Origin of the sequence: Dyadobacter chenhuakuii, from assembly GCF_023821985.2 — a bacterium.
In the GTDB taxonomy this organism is placed as follows: domain Bacteria; phylum Bacteroidota; class Bacteroidia; order Cytophagales; family Spirosomataceae; genus Dyadobacter; species Dyadobacter chenhuakuii.
The window spans coordinates 5816330-5833296 of the sequence record NZ_CP098805.1 but is presented as its reverse complement, the minus strand read 5'-3'; the positions used below and the strand labels follow the sequence as shown (position 1 = coordinate 5833296).

Annotated in this window: 9 protein-coding genes; 8 read left to right on the top strand and 1 reads right to left on the bottom strand. The window is 47.5% G+C overall.

Going from position 1 to position 16967, the window contains the following annotated elements:
- Window positions 1-65: 65 nt before the first annotated feature.
- Together NFI80_RS24455 and NFI80_RS24450 are read left to right on the top strand one after the other, a co-directional pair.
- On the top strand, window positions 66-1529 hold the full coding sequence (locus NFI80_RS24455; RefSeq protein ID WP_235164136.1) for an alpha-L-fucosidase: 1464 nt from the start codon (window positions 66-68) through the stop codon (window positions 1527-1529).
- Between the two features lie 141 nt (window positions 1530-1670).
- On the top strand, window positions 1671-2636 hold the full coding sequence (locus NFI80_RS24450) for a sugar phosphate isomerase/epimerase family protein (protein ID WP_235164135.1): 966 nt from the start codon (window positions 1671-1673) through the stop codon (window positions 2634-2636).
- Between the two features lie 34 nt (window positions 2637-2670).
- Here NFI80_RS24450 and NFI80_RS24445 read toward each other — a convergent pair whose 3' ends face one another.
- The gene (locus NFI80_RS24445) at window positions 2671-3855 is read right to left on the bottom strand and encodes a substrate-binding domain-containing protein (protein ID WP_374759649.1); all 1185 of its coding nucleotides are present in this window, start codon (window positions 3853-3855) and stop codon (window positions 2671-2673) included.
- A 361-nt stretch (window positions 3856-4216) separates the two neighbouring features.
- Here NFI80_RS24445 and NFI80_RS24440 point away from each other — a divergent pair, with 361 nt between their 5' ends.
- From NFI80_RS24440 to NFI80_RS24415, 6 genes are all read left to right on the top strand, one after another.
- Window positions 4217-7243 (top strand): SusC/RagA family TonB-linked outer membrane protein, encoded by a 3027-nt coding sequence (locus NFI80_RS24440; protein ID WP_235164133.1) that lies wholly within the window; start codon window positions 4217-4219, stop codon window positions 7241-7243.
- A 30-nt stretch (window positions 7244-7273) separates the two neighbouring features.
- Entirely contained in the window at window positions 7274-8767 is a 1494-nt protein-coding gene (locus NFI80_RS24435; protein WP_235164132.1) for a RagB/SusD family nutrient uptake outer membrane protein, read from the top strand.
- Window positions 8767-9699, top strand: coding sequence for a hypothetical protein (locus NFI80_RS24430; protein WP_235164131.1), 933 nt, complete (start codon window positions 8767-8769; stop codon window positions 9697-9699). The genes NFI80_RS24435 and NFI80_RS24430 overlap by 1 nt, the downstream gene beginning before the upstream one ends.
- Window positions 9696-11693, top strand: a complete 1998-nt coding sequence (locus NFI80_RS24425) for an FAD-dependent oxidoreductase (protein ID WP_235164130.1) — start codon at window positions 9696-9698, stop codon at window positions 11691-11693. The genes NFI80_RS24430 and NFI80_RS24425 overlap by 4 nt, the downstream gene beginning before the upstream one ends.
- A gap of 149 nt (window positions 11694-11842) precedes the next feature.
- Window positions 11843-14413 (top strand): glycerophosphoryl diester phosphodiesterase, encoded by a 2571-nt coding sequence (locus NFI80_RS24420; protein ID WP_235164129.1) that lies wholly within the window; start codon window positions 11843-11845, stop codon window positions 14411-14413.
- Between the two features lie 317 nt (window positions 14414-14730).
- On the top strand, window positions 14731-16416 hold the full coding sequence (locus tag NFI80_RS24415; RefSeq protein ID WP_235164128.1) for a sodium:solute symporter family protein: 1686 nt from the start codon (window positions 14731-14733) through the stop codon (window positions 16414-16416).
- Window positions 16417-16967: the final 551 nt, after the last annotated feature.

The window sequence follows — 16967 nt, the reverse complement described above, 5'->3', positions numbered from 1 at the left end:
TCAAAAAAACCGATCTTCACTTTTAGAATTCACCGGACGTTTTCTATTTAATTTTAATACAAAAAATGATAAAACCCTTAGCCACACTTTTCCTGTTAACGGCATTAAATTCGTTTGCGCAAACTCCTCCGAAACCTTACGGCGCATTACCAGCCCCGAGGCAGGTTGCATGGCATGAAACCGAAGTTTACGGCCTCATCCACTTTACTCCCACAACATTTGAAAACAAGGAATGGGGCTTCGGCGATGCAGATCCGAAAGCATTCAACCCTTCTGATTTTAACGCCGAGCAAATCATACTTGCTGCAAAAGCAGGAGGACTAAGAGGAATAGTGCTGGTGGCCAAGCACCACGACGGCTTTGCATTGTGGCCTACCAAAACCACAGACTACAACATTACTAAGAGCCCGTTCCGCGGCGGCAAAGGCGATATGGTTAAAGAGGTCGCTGACGCGGCAAGAAAGCATGGGCTTAAATTCGGCGTTTACTGCTCTCCGTGGGACCGGAACAATGCAAAATATGGCACGCCCGAATACATTGCCATCTACAGAGAGCAGCTTCGTGAACTTTACACCAATTATGGTGAACTGTTTATGTCGTGGCACGATGGCGCTAACGGCGGCGACGGTTATTATGGCGGCGCACGGGAGAAACGGGCGATCGATAACACTACTTACTATCAGTGGGATTCCACATGGACCAACCTGACACGTAAACTACAACCAACCGCGAACATATTCAGCGATATCGGCTGGGACGTTCGCTGGGCTGGAAATGAGGACGGCAGTGTAAACGAAACTTCCTGGGCAACGCTTACCCCGAAGCCTTCGGAAGGCCAGAATGTTGCAGTTCCGGGACAGGCAAATGCCACCGAAAACCCAGGCGGAACGAGAAATGGTAAATTTTGGATCCCGGCTGAATGTGATGTTCCGTTACGCAAAGGATGGTTTTATCATCCGACAGAAAAGCCAAAAACACCCGAAAAGTTATTTGATCTCTATCTAAAAAGTGTGGGTCGCGGTGCGGCGCTGGATCTTGGCCTTGCTCCGGATACGCGGGGACAATTGCACGAGGATGATGTTGCAGCATTAAAATCCTTTGGTAATCATGTAAAAGAGACATTTGCAACGAACCTGATCGCAAGAGCAGGCTCCAAAGCTGTGAATGTGCGGGGTTACAACTCTATTTACAGCGCCAAAAACATTCTGGACGGAAAACAGGATACATACTGGGCAACCGACGATGATTTCAAAACTCCCGAGGTTGTCATTGACCTGAGCCAGCCCATCACGTTCGATATTATTACGTTACAGGAATTTATCAAGCTAGGACAGCGCATAGAAGAATTTGCGGTAGATAGCTGGGAAGGCAACGCATGGAAGGAAATTCATAAAGGAACGAGTGTTGGCGCCAAAAGGATTGTGAAACTTGCTACGCCTGTTACTACACAAAAAGTCAGACTTCGCATTACCAAATCGCCTGTCAGCATTGCGGTTAGCGAATTCGGGCTTTATAAAGATTCGGAATAGATCTATCTGAGAAACATTTCTCAGCCAATGTTATAACAAAACCCCTGACCGATTTGGACAAAGCAGGTTGATTATTTAACTTGCTTTGTCACAAATTTTTCAAATTTTAGTTATATAAATCTATTCCTAAATCTTTACACCATGTCTCTTGATTTGAATACGAAAGGTGACGGCGAATCACGACGGACCTGGTTGAAGACTGCCGCACTGGCAGGCGTCGCGGCTGTGGCGGGTAAGCCCGTAAACGCTGTCACAACATTACCCGCAGCTTTGCCAGCAAGACGAATACCGATTGCCGTTTCAACCTATTCTTACTGGCATTTCGGAAAAGAGAAATATCCGGTTGAAAAAGTGATTGAAGACGCGGCGAAGCTGGGATTTGACGGCGTTGAGATTCTGCATCGCCAGATGGAAAACGAAACGGTTCCTTATATGAACAAGTTGAAAAGACTTGCTTTCGATAATGGCTTATCGCTTCCGCTGCTTTCTATTCATCAGAGTTTTGTGCAGCCCAAGGCCGAAGACCGTAAAAAAGACATCGAGCATACGCTCAGATGTATCGATATGGCTGTTCAAATGGGAATCCCGGCCATCCGGATGAACACAGGCAGCTGGCGGACTGCAAAGCGGGACGCCAATTATTATAAAGACGGCAAAGAACCACCGATTGAAGGTTACACTGACCAGGACGCCATTAAATGGTGCATCGATGCGATGGGCGAATGTCTCGTTGCTGCCGAAAAGGCTGGTGTAGTGCTCGCTATCGAAAACCACTGGGGCTTATCTTCCAACATTGATTATCTGCTCGAAATTTACAAGCCACTTGCTTCATCGCCTGCCATGGGTATGAATGTGGATACGGGAAATTTCGTCGGGGATCCCTATCCGCAGTTTGAGCGGTTGGCACCATACGCAACAATAGTTCAGGCTAAAACTTATTACGGAGGTGGGCATTATTACGACCTGGATCTGGACTATAAACGCATTGCAGACATTCTGCGCAAAGCCAATTTCAAAGGTTATATCTCTTTGGAAATGGAAGGAAAAGAAGACGCGGCCACAGCCGTACCCAAAAGCCTGAAATTATTCAGGGAAGTGTTCAGTTAATCCCTGCAAGACAATCATATTATAAAGTGCGGCCTCATTGGATTCGCACTTTTTTTGTGTTGCCACGAACACACCGCCGCGACGAGCCTCTTACGATCAGCTCAGTTTTCAAAATTTTCTTGTCGGGAAGAATAACATCCTCATCATCAACAAGCTGCAAAATCCAGTCTGCTGTGGTGCGGCCAATTTCGTGCGTGGGCTGGCGGATGGTGGTGAGGCCGGGGCCGATGTAGGCGGATTCCGGGTTGTCGCTGAAACCGACCACGCCGAGCTCATCGGGAATGCTGATCCCTTTTTCTTTTGCTATCAGCATAATTTCAATGGCCGCAGAGTCATTCACCGCGAAAATGGCATCCGGGCGATTGGCCAGATCGAGCAGATATTGTCCGTAAATCCTCGCCTTCTGCTGCGTCAGCATGCCCTGGATGATCATATGGTCTTCAATGATTTTGCCATGCTTTTCCATTGCGGCCCGATAACCTCTTAACCGCTCCTGGCTGACCAGCAAATTAAGCGGCCCGCCCAAATGCGCGATCCTTTCATAACCATTCATAATCAAATGCTCCACAGCCAGAAAAGAAGCTTCAAAATCATTCACAACCACTTTGGGCACGTTGATCTGCTCACAAACCCGGTTAAAAAGCACGAGCGGAATGCCCCGCTTTTCGAACACACCCAAATGTTCAAAATTGTTGGTTTCCTGGGTGAGCGATATCAGCAATCCATCAATGCGGTTGGCGAGCATTGCTTTTGTATTGGATATTTCAACCTGGTATGATTCGTTGCTTTGCATGATCGTCAGGTTATAACCCGCCTTAGTAAGCACTTCATGGGCGCCTATGATCACATTAGGGAAGAACGGATTGTGGAATTCCGGAACGATCATTCCAATTGTATTGGTCTTGCTTTTCACCAGGTTATAGGCCAGCTGATTGGGCTGATAATCCAGCTGCAATGCCTTATCCAGCACAGCCTGCCGGGTTTCCGGATTAATGTCTGCATGCCCGTGTAATGCGCGGGAAACCGTGGAGTTGGAAACCCCCAGCGATTTTGCAATGTCGATGATCGTGGTCTGATGCCGCTTGCGCTTGACAGCAGAAGGCAGAGACAAGTCCTTTTCCGAATGCGTAAAATAGTAGTTACAGGTTTTGCACAGATAGCGCTGTTTGCCTCTGACGTAACCTGCCTTCATAATGCTATCCACCTGTTCACACTTCACACATTTAATCATAAACCTTGCACTTTTTTAATAATCCGACCTTTTGAACAACAACTTGCCCTGCACACTGATCCCACTCACAAAAATATAAAATTCTTATATTAAAAAGTCATAAAACCATATATCGGCAACGTCTTCGCAAACGTTGCCGATACTTTTAGTTTAATTCCCACATTTATTTGGGTCCTGAATGGCTTGATTTCACTTCCAGTCGGATCTATATTTATGTTAAACGACCAATTAAAACGCAGAGTGAATAAGTTTTTCAATAACCATAATCAACGTTTCTACATATCAACTGCATTTTAAATTGCATTATTCCCATTTGAACAACATTGCCTTTAACCCTAATAATTAGTATATGAAGAGAAGAATACTTGAATCAATTTTGCTGATGGTCCTGCAATTGGGCTTGACGCATGCATTGCTGGCGCAGTCCGGCATGGTGACGGGAAAAGTTACAGATGACAAAGGGGAAGGAATTCCCGGTGCCAGTGTAACGGTAAAAGGGACGCAGCAGGGAACATTAACAACCGTAGAAGGCACCTATGCCATTGAAGCTGCGGCAAATGCTACGCTCGTCTTTTCATTTGTCGGGTATTTAAAGGAAGAAATTGCCATCAATAACCGCACGAGCATTGACATTAACCTAAAAACCGACACAAAGGCACTGGAAGAAGTGGTTGTAGTGGGTTACGGAACACAGCGACGTGTAGAAACAACCGGTTCAATTGCATCCGTGAAGGCAGAAGATCTGGTGCAAACGCCCGTTGCAAACATTGCGCAAGGTTTACAAGCAAGAGTTTCAGGGATGCAGATCAACCAAAATTCCGGCGCTCCGGGCGGTAATATCAGCGTGCGGATCCGGGGAACCAACTCTATTAATGGTTCGTCCGAACCACTTTACGTGATTGACGGGATCCAGATCTCCAACGGCGGCGGCATCACGGATGTAAGCCCGCTTTCTACCATTAACCCCAATGATATCGAGTCCGTTGAAGTCCTTAAAGATGCTTCTGCATCGGCTATATATGGCGCCAGGGCTGCTAATGGTGTTGTTCTGATCACAACAAAACGAGGTAAAAGCGGCAAAACAAATGTCACATTCGATAGCTACTACGGCACCCAGAAGGTAAACAAACAACTCGATGTATTAAATGCGTCCGAGTTTGCACAGCTCGAAAATGAAGTTTTCAAAAACAACTATTATCCCGATCCTGCTTCTCTGGGCGAGGGTGTGAATTGGCAGAACTACATCTTCCGTAAAGCACCGATCCAGAACCACCAGCTTTCGATCAATGGTGGAAATGAAAAAACACAACTGGCATTGTCACTTAACTATTTCGACCAGCAGGGAACATTCATTGGATCATCATTCAAGAGGTATTCGTATCGTTTGAACCTGGATCACAGGCTGAGCAAAAAGGTGAAAATCGGAACGAGCATTCTAGGAAGTTATTCAATAAATGATGGCATTCAGACGGGTGGTGAGAACATCGGGGACGGTGGCGCAGTGCTGTCTTCTGTGCTGGGAGCCGCAATTGGCGCACCGCCTACGCTGAAACCTTATCGAGAAGACGGTTCCATTTTCCCGTTCGGTGAGCAAGCCGGCGGTCAGTATCGCGAGGTTGTGAACCCGCTGAATTTTGCGGCAATGGTCATGAACAGGGACATTAAAAGAACGCTGGCCAATCTTTATGCCGAAGTGAATTTTGTCAAAGGACTTACCTATCGCGCTTCTTTCAACATTGACCAGCGTGGCGAATTGTTCAACGCTTACTCGCCCAGGTCGATCGTTAATAAAAGTGACCTGAATGATAATTCCGGGTCTGGCGCCAAAGGCAATGGCAATTTCCTGGCCTTGCTGCACGAGAGCATTTTAACCTACAATACAAATTTTGGAAAAAACCATTCGTTCAAAGCCACAGCGGTTTTTGGAACGCAGCTCGAACAATCGAATTCCAACAATTTGAATGCAACCGGTTTCCCAAACGATGCCACGCAGAACGAAGCATTACAGCTTGCATTAACGCGGACAGTTAGCAGCAGCCGGAGCAGCCAGCGACTCGATTCTTATCTTGCCAGGATCAATTACGGTTTCAAAGACAAAATTTTTCTCGACCTCACAGCACGCGTGGACGGTTCGAGCAAGTTTGGGGCTAACCACAAATACGGCGTTTTCCCAGCCATTTCAGCAGCCTACCGTCTGATTGAAGAGCCATTTATCAAAGATTTAAACTGGTTATCAGACCTGAAATTGCGTGGAAGCTTCGGGATCACAGGAAATGCGGGCGGCATAAGCCCCTACCAATCACTATCAACGGCCGCCTCAACGGGCAGTGATTATTTGATCAACCATACTTACGTGACCGGCATCAATCCTACCGGCATTGCAAATCCGGATTTGCGCTGGGAACGTTCGAAGCAGGCTAATTTAGGGATTGACGTGAGTTTGCTGAACAACCGCGTGAGCTTCATTGCCGATGTTTATCATAAGAAAACAGACGATCTGCTCTACATCAAAGGCTTGCCGTTAAGCGCAGGATATGGCTCGATAACGGGCAATTTTGCATCACTTGAAAACAAGGGGCTTGAACTCGCTGTGAATGCCCGGATCCTGGACGGAAAATTGAAATGGGACGTTTCGGCCAACACCACATTCAACCGCAACAAAGTGCTGAACCTGGACGGCGGTGTTACCAATGAGCGCTTTGTTACCACGTACACGATTTTGTCTGTGGGACAGCCGCTTGGCATGTTCAAAACGTATGTTTTTGATGGTGTGAATCAAACAGGCGAAGCGATTCTTCCGGGTTATGACGGACGCTTGGGCGGCCATAAGATCAAAGACGTGACGGGCGACAACCAGATCACGGCCGCCGATCAGGTCATTGTGGGTAATCCCAATCCGAAATTCATCTATGGTTTTTCAACCAACCTCGCCTTCAAAGGCTTTGACCTGGGTGTGTTTATCTCGGGATCGCAGGGAAATGATATTTACAATGCCAGCCGCTTATCTTTCGAAAACCCACTGGGTCAGCGCAACTTGCTGAAAGGCGTTGTAGACCGCTGGTCGCCTACAAACCCGAGCAATCAGTATGTGAGCGGGGCGCAAGGCGGAAGGCTTCCGATTTCAAATTATGTGGTTGAAGACGGCTCTTATATGCGCTGCAAAAACCTGACGCTGGGTTACACATTACCACGTTTCAAGGGTGTGCAGGGCATTCGCGTGTATGTAAGCGCCAATAACCTGTTCACGATCACCGATTACAGCGGATACGATCCGGAGGTGAATACTTACGCAGGTTCCAACACGATCATCGGCGTTGACAACTTCGTTTATCCGCAATCCAGATCATTCCTGGGCGGTATTCAGGTAACATTCTAAATCCTCATCACTGATCTTAATTTTTGAAACATGAGAAAAGCATTAAAATTAAGCGCTACGCTGAGCATACTGGGAGCCTCCTTGCTGCTGCCATCCTGCGAGCTGAACGAAACGATATATTCATCTATTTATACCGAAGATTTTTACAAAACCGCAGCCGACGCTGAAAAAGGACTCGTAGCCGTTTACGGCGCATTGGGCGGCCTCGGCGGCGCACCGGCACTCACATTAGTTGCCGATTTCAGCGATGACCAAACTTACCCCCGCGGTGTGGTAGGCCGTAACACGTTGACAATGTTCACTTACGACGTCAACTACACGACCCAAAAAAGCAACAGCCGGGTAAATGAATCACCCCAGCAGATCTGGCAGTCGTGTTACAGCGGCATTGAAAAGGCCAACTGGGTAATTGCCAAAGTTCCGGGCGCAACCATGGACGAAGCCCGTAAAAAACAGGTTTTGGGCGAAGCATATTTCCTACGCGCATTCTACCATTGGATCTTGGCCAAAAATTTCGGCGACGTGCCAGTGAAGATCACGCCCAGCTACACCGAAGAGGAGGCATTGACTGCCAAAAGCCCGAAAGCAGATGTATACAAGCAAATCTACAGCGACCTTGACCAGGCCACGTCAGCGGGACTTCCATCTTTCCCGGCAGTTGTAAAAGGTCGTGCGTCGAACGAAGCTGCGCTTGCACTTTATGCAAAGGCTGCGCTATATAATGAGGATTATGCCACCGCGCTGGCGAAGGCGAAGCTGGTCATCGCATCTAATAAACATGCGTTGTTGCCTAATGTTCAGGACGTATATCGCTTTGATAATGAGGATGCTGCGCGTTTGGAAAACATCTTTGCATATGAAGTTGACCCTGTTTCGCCTGGGCTAAGCCACCAGCTGGTAGGCCTTTGCGGCCCTCCGGGAAGCGCCGGACCCGAGTATGCCCGGACTTCGTTCGGATCCATGTTTGCTTACCAGTCTTTTTTTAATTCATTTGATCCAAAAGACAAACGCAGAACGCTTTTGGATACCAATTATATTGACAAAGCCGGGAAAACGGTGCCGCAAAGAAGCATTACCCCCATCACAACAGAAGGTGTTTTGATCAAAAAATACCAGGACCCTGTGTCGACCATTGGCCTGATTCCAAACATTCCGATCCTGCGCATGCCGGATGTTTACCTGATCGCCGCCGAAGCCGAAGCGCGGTTGAATGGTGCTACTGCTGCTGCCTATGAGTCGATTAATGTTGTGCGCCAGCGCGCTGGCTTGCCTGTTTTGAAAACTGGTTTGACCAAAGATGCATTTATAGAAGCCGTTTTGCAGGAACGCGCGTGGGAATTCTTTGCCGAAGGCGACCGCTGGTATGACCTTACCCGCACCGGAAAGTTTTTAACTGTTATTCCAAAAGCGGTAAACAGCGTATATCCGGTCAGGAATGTAACTGCAAAAAATCGCTATTTCCCGATTCCGCAGGATGAGATCAATGCAAATGCGAAGATTGAACAGAACCCGGACTGGAAGTAATGAAAAGCGTATTAATCATTTTCCTGGTTGCCACGATCCATCATTTTTCTGCAAAAGGAAATGACAGGATCCGTGAATTTACGATCGTGGAAAATGACACGCTGACTTACACATTGAAACTCGTGCTGGATGAGAAGGGGCAACCGCAGTATTTTTTCAGAAACATTTTCACGCCGGTTTGCTATACAAATGAATGCAAACCGGTGCATATCAACTTCTACTGGGATTTACTGGGTAATTATGAACGTTTTGATCTGCCCAAAAACAAAGTGCTGACCAAAGTGGATCACGACGAATTCAGACAGGAAGACTATGACAAGTTGCAGGATATTCTGGCTCAGCCCAATTCCATTTTTGCTGATCTGAAAATGGAAGATCTGATCACAAAAGGCACTGATGACCTGTCCGATTCGGTTGATGCCAAGACAGGCGCAACATTAAAAACGATCAAAAATCATGTGATCGACGGCGCTGTTTATACCTGTTACACGCTTTGGCACATTGCATATGGAACGGTCGTTCCAGAAATGAAAAAGATCATTGAAACTTACCAGAGCGACGCCCTACTGCATCGCTTTCTGACGAGCAACAATTACCATTATCAATATTGGGCAATGGAAAAAGTGATGGATGCAAAAGGAAATGTTAAGAAAACTTTTGAGCCTGATATTGAGAAAGTGATTGATGGAAAAAATGTCTTCATCGCAAAAAATACATTGCAGCGCCTGAGCAGCGATTTTTTCTCAGGACAAAAAAGACAGAACTGGATCTGGCAAACCTATGAAAGGTCTCCATATGCCCTGCAAATATCGATTCTGAAAAAGCTGAACACCATTGCCCTCGACGAATCCCTAAAAAACAACCTGAAATCCGCGCTGGCCAAATCCAACGACGAACAAATATCCCTCATTAACAAAATCCTGAACCCATGAAAAACCCATATTTCGTCGGGTTGAAACCCGACGCTAGCAGTATTGGTCGTGCCGATGGCACTTTTTGCCAGTTGTTTGGATGGAAGTGGCTAGCCAATGCGGTAGGCACTTTTTCTTGGCCTTCAAAACCGAATGCATCAGCCAGTGCCATCGGCACCCTTTCATTTCATATCCCCGGACTTCAGTCCGGGGTAGCCGCACCCATCTTCACACTGCTCCTAACGCTCCTAACCTTTTGCTCGTCCGCGCAAAACCATGTTTTGGTAGAAACAGAATCGTTTGAGGACAAAGGCGGATGGGTGATTGACCAGCAGTCTTTTGTGGTGATGGGCTCATCCTACATTATGGCGCATGGAATGGGCAGGCCGGTGAAAGACGCTGCTACAACCGTCAAATTCGCAAAACCGGGAAAATACAAAATGTGGGTCCGTACCAAAGACTGGGCGCCCTTTCCGAAAGGGCCGGGGAAATTTGAGATCAGTATCGACGGCAAGCAAGTTGGCCCGGTGTTCGGTTCGAGCGGATCCGATGCCTGGAAATGGTATGACGGTGGCGAAACGGACATCAAAGCTGGCTCGGCGAAGTTGTCTATTAAAGATTTAACCGGCTTCAACGGCCGCTGCGACGCGATCCTGTTTACCGACGATTTAAAATTTACGCCTCCTAACGAATTTGAAGCATTAACGACATTCCGCAAGAAACTGCTGAACCTCACCGAAAAACCAGCCGAGGCAGGCCGATTTGATATGGTGGTGGTTGGCGGAGGAATTGCGGGAACCTGCGCGGCCATTTCAGCAGCCAGGATGGGACTAAAAGTTGCGCTGATCCAGGACAGGCCGGTCCTGGGCGGAAATAACAGCTCCGAAATCCGGGTGCACTTGATGGGCGATGTTGATAAAAACCATTATCCCAAACTTGGAAGGATTGTAAGAGAAATGGACAATGGCGATCCCGGAAACGGGAATCCGGATGCCAAAGAATATGGCGATGCACGTAAAATTTCGATTGTAAAAGCAGAACCAAACATTTCACTATTCCTAAACACCCACGTTTATAAAGTTGAAAAAGAAAACGATATCATTACCGCAGTAGTAGGCCGCGACATTGCTACAAACAAGGAAATACGCTTCACCGGCTCCTTCTTCTCTGACTGCACCGGCGACGGAACAATAGGCTATCTGGCCGGCGCAGAATTTAGAATGGGACGCGAAAGCAAGGCAGAAACGGGCGAATCGCTCGCTGCCGAAAAGGCCGATGATTTCACATTAGGAACATCCAATTTATGGGCCTCACTGGAACGTGACACAGTTTCGTCATTCCCCGAAACGCCCTGGGCCATCCAGTTTTCCGATGAATACCACATTGACGAACCCAAGGCTGACTGGCAGTGGGAAACAGGTTTTGGCAATTTCAACACCATTACCGACGCGGAGAAAATCCGTGATCATAACCTGCGCGCTATCTACGGAAACTGGTCTTATCTGAAAAAGAACAAAGCCGCGAAATATGCCAAACGGGAGCTTGCGTGGGTAGCTTACATTGGCGGAAAACGCGAATCGCGCCGCATTATCGGTGACCACATTCTGAATCAGATGGACATTCAGGAGGGCAAGTTCTATCCGGACGGCTCCGTAACGGCAACGTGGACCATTGATCTGCATTTCCCAGATGCTAAAAACAGCAAATACTTTGAAGGTCAGGAGTTTTTCGCGGGAACCAAGCACATTAAAGTAGCGCCATACACCATTCCCTATCGCTGCCTTTATTCCAAAAACATTCAAAATTTATTCGTCGCTGGCAGGAACATCAGCACCACGCACGTGGCGTTCGGCAGCACGCGGGTCATGCGCACCTGTGGAATGATGGGAGAAGTGGTAGGTTTTGCTGCCTATTTAACTACAAAATATAAAACAACGCCCAGGGGAGTTTACCAGGATCATTTACCCGAACTAATGGCCATTCTAAAAGGTGAAACCCCTGCGCCTCAGCCTTGATAAGAGACTAGCCTGCTGTTTTTTTCCGGTTAGAAAAATGAAGGAAGTATATGGAGCCGCAAAAGGCGCTTTTGCCCCAACAAAATGGGCAGTCAAAGCCTTCTTATCATCGCAGGAATCAAAGATTTTATTAATGAAATAAAGTAACAATGAAATTATACTTTGCCATTTTTCTGTGTTTAGGATCAATCAATTATGTTTTAGGTCAGGGCAAAACGCCTGTCAGCCTTGCGAATGATCACATTAGCATTCAGTTTAAAAACGACAGCAAAAACTGGTCGATCAATAAAATACTGGTAAAAAAAGATGGCAAATGGATTGAAGGGCTGACGCCTTCCGGAGAATACACGCTGCTTTACGCGGAGACGAAACCTTCCGACGAACCGGCCGAAACGTTTGAAAAAACGACCGGCGGAACATTCCCCGAAGACAACTACCATTATCAGGAACGCCAATGGAAAGAAAGCACCACGGCAGTTTCACTGAATAAGGCCGGGCAGGTTTTTAGCTTTTTACCAGCGGATCTTTCGGCAAAAAAAAATGAGCTGGAATTCACGAAAGAAACCGAAGTAGCGACGGTTAAAGCGACCTGGAAATTAGATCCCAATTATCCCACGGACATTCAGGTTACCATGCGGCTTATCCCAAAAAAGAAGGGATATTTTTCCTTGGCAACACCCACCCTGGCTTCTGTCACTACAAACCAAATGTCCTGGGCATCTGTACCGGGCTATTTTCAGGGTAATTTTATACAACGTAATTTCGCCCTCGCTTATGCTTATGGACACGGAATTCCGGATCGTCCGGTGGTTTATCGCGAACGCTGCGCAACAACATTAAGCCCGCTGATCAGCACTAAAAACGGCATTACATTGTCGGTCATTCCCAATCCGGGACTCGCGCGCGATCCCTGGGCAAACGACAAAGTCTCACAAACAGACTGGCACCTTGGGCTGTCGCATATGAACCGGAAATCGCAGCTCTCACCTACATTATACTATCCGGTTTTGGGCGAACCAAAATCAGAACTAAATGCTGGTGAAGAGATTACCTACTCATTCCGTTACAGCCTCATTGCCGGCGACTGGTTCCAGGCGATCAAGCATGCGGCAAACGACATTTACAAATTCCACGAAACATTAAGCCTTCGCCAAAGCAAGCAGGCACTCACCGACCGCATTGAAAAAATGCACCATTATCTCACGGATCCGAAAACGTCGCTTTGGAACATTGAGGAATACGAAGGCAAGCAGATTGGCGCGCAATCTTACCTTGGCGGCGTGGTCGGCTCCAACAAAGACGCCATGAAAAACGCCGATTACGGCGCTATGTGGATGCTGGCCAATGCAACCAACGATCCTGAATTGAAGGAAAAGGTTTTGCCACCTGCATTAAATTTCAAATTAGTACAGCAAGAGACCAATAAAGGCTTCTTTGAAGGAGCGATCGAAGGGCAATATTATTTAGCCAAAAGTAAAAAATTCGTCGAAGAATGGGGTGAAGTCGTGGAACCTATCGCACTGACATATTATGTGTTACTGGACATGGGAAATATGCTTTTGTTCGAGCCTCAAAATGCAGAGTTGAAGGAAAAATTGCGCTTAGGAGCTGATAAATTACTCAAATGGCAAAACACAGACGGCAGCTGGGCCGTAGCCTACGACCGAAAAAATGAGCAGAAATTATTCAAAGACATTCAAGATGTAAGACCCACATTCTACGGAATGATCGTGGCCTACCGCATTTCGAAAGATGAAAAATACCTGAAGGCCGCACAAAAAGGTGCGGATTGGTTTGTAAAAAATGCCGTTGAAACCGGCTCGTTCCTGGGTGTGTGCGGCGATGCGCGCTATGCACCCGATTTTGCTACCGGACAATCGGCTCAGGCACTACTGGATCTTTATGATTTGACCAAAAATAAAAAATACCAGGATGCGGCAGTTACCTGTGCAAAAATCTATACTGCTTCAATCTATACGCATCCTATTGCTAATAGGAAGATTAAGCAAGTCAATGGGAACAGTAGGGAAGACTGGGAAATCAGTCAGACGGGTTTGAGCTTCGAACATGGCGGCATTTTCGGTTCGGCAACACGCCTTGGCCCTATTCAGCTGGCCAGTCACGCCGGGCTTTTCGTTAGAATGTATCAATTAACCGGCGAGCAAATTTTCGCCGACATGGCCCGGTCCGCCGCCATCGGACGCGACGCATTTGTAGACAGCAAAACCAGCGTCGCATCCTACTACTGGCAAGCCATGAACAAAGGTGCGGGGCCTTACCCCCACCACGCCTGGTGGCAAATCGGCTGGATCACGGATTATTTACTCTCAGAAGTAGCACTGAGGTCCAATGGAAAAATTGAATTCCCAAGAGGCTTCGTCGCTCCAAAAGTAGGCCCGCACCAAACGTATGGCTTCGAACCAGGTAAAGTTTATGGCGATAAAGCCAGGCTTGTTATCCTGGAAGGATTCGCTGTGGCCAGCAAACCTGCAATTGACGTGATTACGGCAAGGTCGACTTCGAAAAATAGTATTTACATAACATTACTAAATAACAGCGCATCAGCGACCACATTTACATTGAAACTGGACCAAAGCAAACTCGGAGAATCTAAAAAAATACAGGAACAAAAATGGCTGGAAAACAACCAACCCGCAAAAACAGACCAGATAACTATCAACCCATTCGGCCTAAAAACCCTAAAAATCGATCTTCTTTAACCGTCAGCTTAAGCTGACGGCTAGAGACGATGCTCAGCTCGAGGCTGACGCCTAGCCGATGCTCGGCTCGAGGCTGATGCCTAGCCGATGCTCGGCTCGAGGCTGATGCCTAGCCGATGCTCGGCTCGAGGCTGATGCCTAGCCGACGCTCAGCTCGAGGCTGATGCCTAGTCGATACTCGGCTCGAGGCTGATGCCTAGCCGATACTCGGCTCGAGGCTGATGCCTAGCCGATGCTCGGCTCGAGGCTGACGCCTAGCCGATGCTCAGCTTAGGGAAACTTGCGAAACGGAATGAGAAAATGCTAACAACCGAATAATGAACAACACCATTGATACTGCCGTCATCCTAGTCTTTTCCGCATTCGTGATGGGCATTGGGATGTTATTTGCACGAACGGGACGGAATTTGAAATCTTTTTTTGCCGGAGGAGAGGCGGTTCCCTGGTTTATCGGGGGGCTGTCCTTATTCATGAGTTTTTTCTCGGCCGGGACATTCGTGGCCTGGGGCTCCATCGCCTACAAACACGGCTGGGTGGCCATTACCATCCAATGGACCATGTGCATAGGCGCATTGATCACCGCCCTTTACCTGGCACCACGCTGGAAAAGAACCGGCGCATTAACCGCTGCAGAATTCATCCGCGAGCGCCTGGGCCTGCCCGTGCAGAAGACTTACATTTTCATCTTCACATTGGTTTCGGTGTTTATCAAAGGCTCTGTTTTGTATCCCGTTGCCAAACTTGTTAGCGCTTCGCTAGACTTGCCTTTGATGCCTTGTACGATTGGATTGGGGCTTTTTATGATTGCTTATACGGCAGTCGGCGGGCTTTGGGCGGTAATGGTTACCGACATTCTGCAATTTGTAGTTTTGTCCGCAGCGGTCTTCATTTTGCTTCCCCTATCCTTTGACAAAGTCGGCGGCTGGGAAGGTTTCAGCAAGGCCGTTCCGGACGATTTTTTCAATCTCTTAAATGGCGAATACACTATCGGTTTCGTCGCCGCATTTGTCATTTACCATATTTGCTACATCGGCGGAAACTGGACGATGGTGCAGCGCTATACGAGCGTCGACAGTGAAAAATCGGCTAAAAAAGTCGCTTTTCTCTTTGCTGGCTTGTATTTGATCAGTCCGGTGATATGGATGTTTCCGCCTATGATATACAAGGCTATCAACCCAACATTAACAGGCCTGGATACAGAAAATGCCTATTTAATGATCTGCAAAATGGTGTTGCCGCCCGGCTTGCTGGGGCTAATGCTGACCGGCATGTATTTCTCTACATCCGCAAGCGCAAACACCGCATTGAACGTCGTCTCCGCCGTTTTCACCAATGACATTTACAAGGGAATGGTCAACCCAAAGGCCTCCGACAAGCAGTTGATCCGGGTTGCCCGTGGCTCTTCCTGGTTTTTTGGTTTGGGTATGATCGGCATCGCCTTACTCGTTCCTGCCGCCGGTGGCATCGTGGAAGTGGTTTTAAGCATTTCCGCTATCTCCGGCGGCCCGCTTCTCGCACCGCCGCTCTGGGCCTTATTTTCAAAAAGACTCAACAGCATAGTTACTTTATGGGTCACCGGCATCGGCCTTTCGGTCAATCTCTTCTTTAAAATCCTTGCGCCCATCTTACTGGATTTCAAACTATCCAGAGGCATGGAAACGATCGTCGGCGTTGGCCTTCCCTTGCTCCTTTTATTAGCCTACGAACTCTGGGCAAGCTCCAAAGACATCATCGCCAAAGAATATCTGACTTACCTGGAAACCAAAGAACAAAAGCGCATCGACGCACTGGAAGTCAACGAAGAAGAAGCCATAGAAATCAAACGCCAAAACCGCTTTGGCCTGCAAGTAATCGCCGGCGCATTGCTTTTTACAGCAATAATGCTCTTCATATTAAGTGTAATGACCACTTCCGGGACGTTGATAACCGCAGTTGTAGCAACGTTAGTGCTCTTTTCATCAGCAATTCCGTTTGTTGCCTCCCGGAAGGTTCTCGTCACGTGATATTCTTGCATGCCTCCGGCATTTGACATAAGTGCGTTCGCATTAGGTTACCAATATTGCGTCCCTCTGGGACTAGGGATAGCAGATAACAGAAATGGAAATGGTATCAATTCAACGATTGACGCTAAAATATTAGTAAAACAAAACGCAGTCACCAAGTCCCGGAGGGACGCCATATTGGTAGAAAAGAAACATTGAAACGAATCGCCAAGTCCCGGAGGGACGAAACATTGGTAGAAAAGAACAACAAAATGCAGTCACCAAGTCCCGGAGGGACGCCATATTGGTAGAAAAGAAACAATGAAACGAATCACCAAGTCCCGGAGGGACGAAACATTGGTAGAAAAGAACAACAAAACGCAGTCACCAAGTCCCGGAGGGACGAAACATTGGTAGAAAAGAACAACAAAACGCAGTCACCAAGTCCCGGAGGGACGAAACATTGGTAGAAAAGAAACAATGAAACGAATCGCCAAGTCCCGGAGGGACGCAACATTGGTAGAAAAGAAACAATGAAACGCAGTCACAAAGTCCCGGAGGGACGCCATATT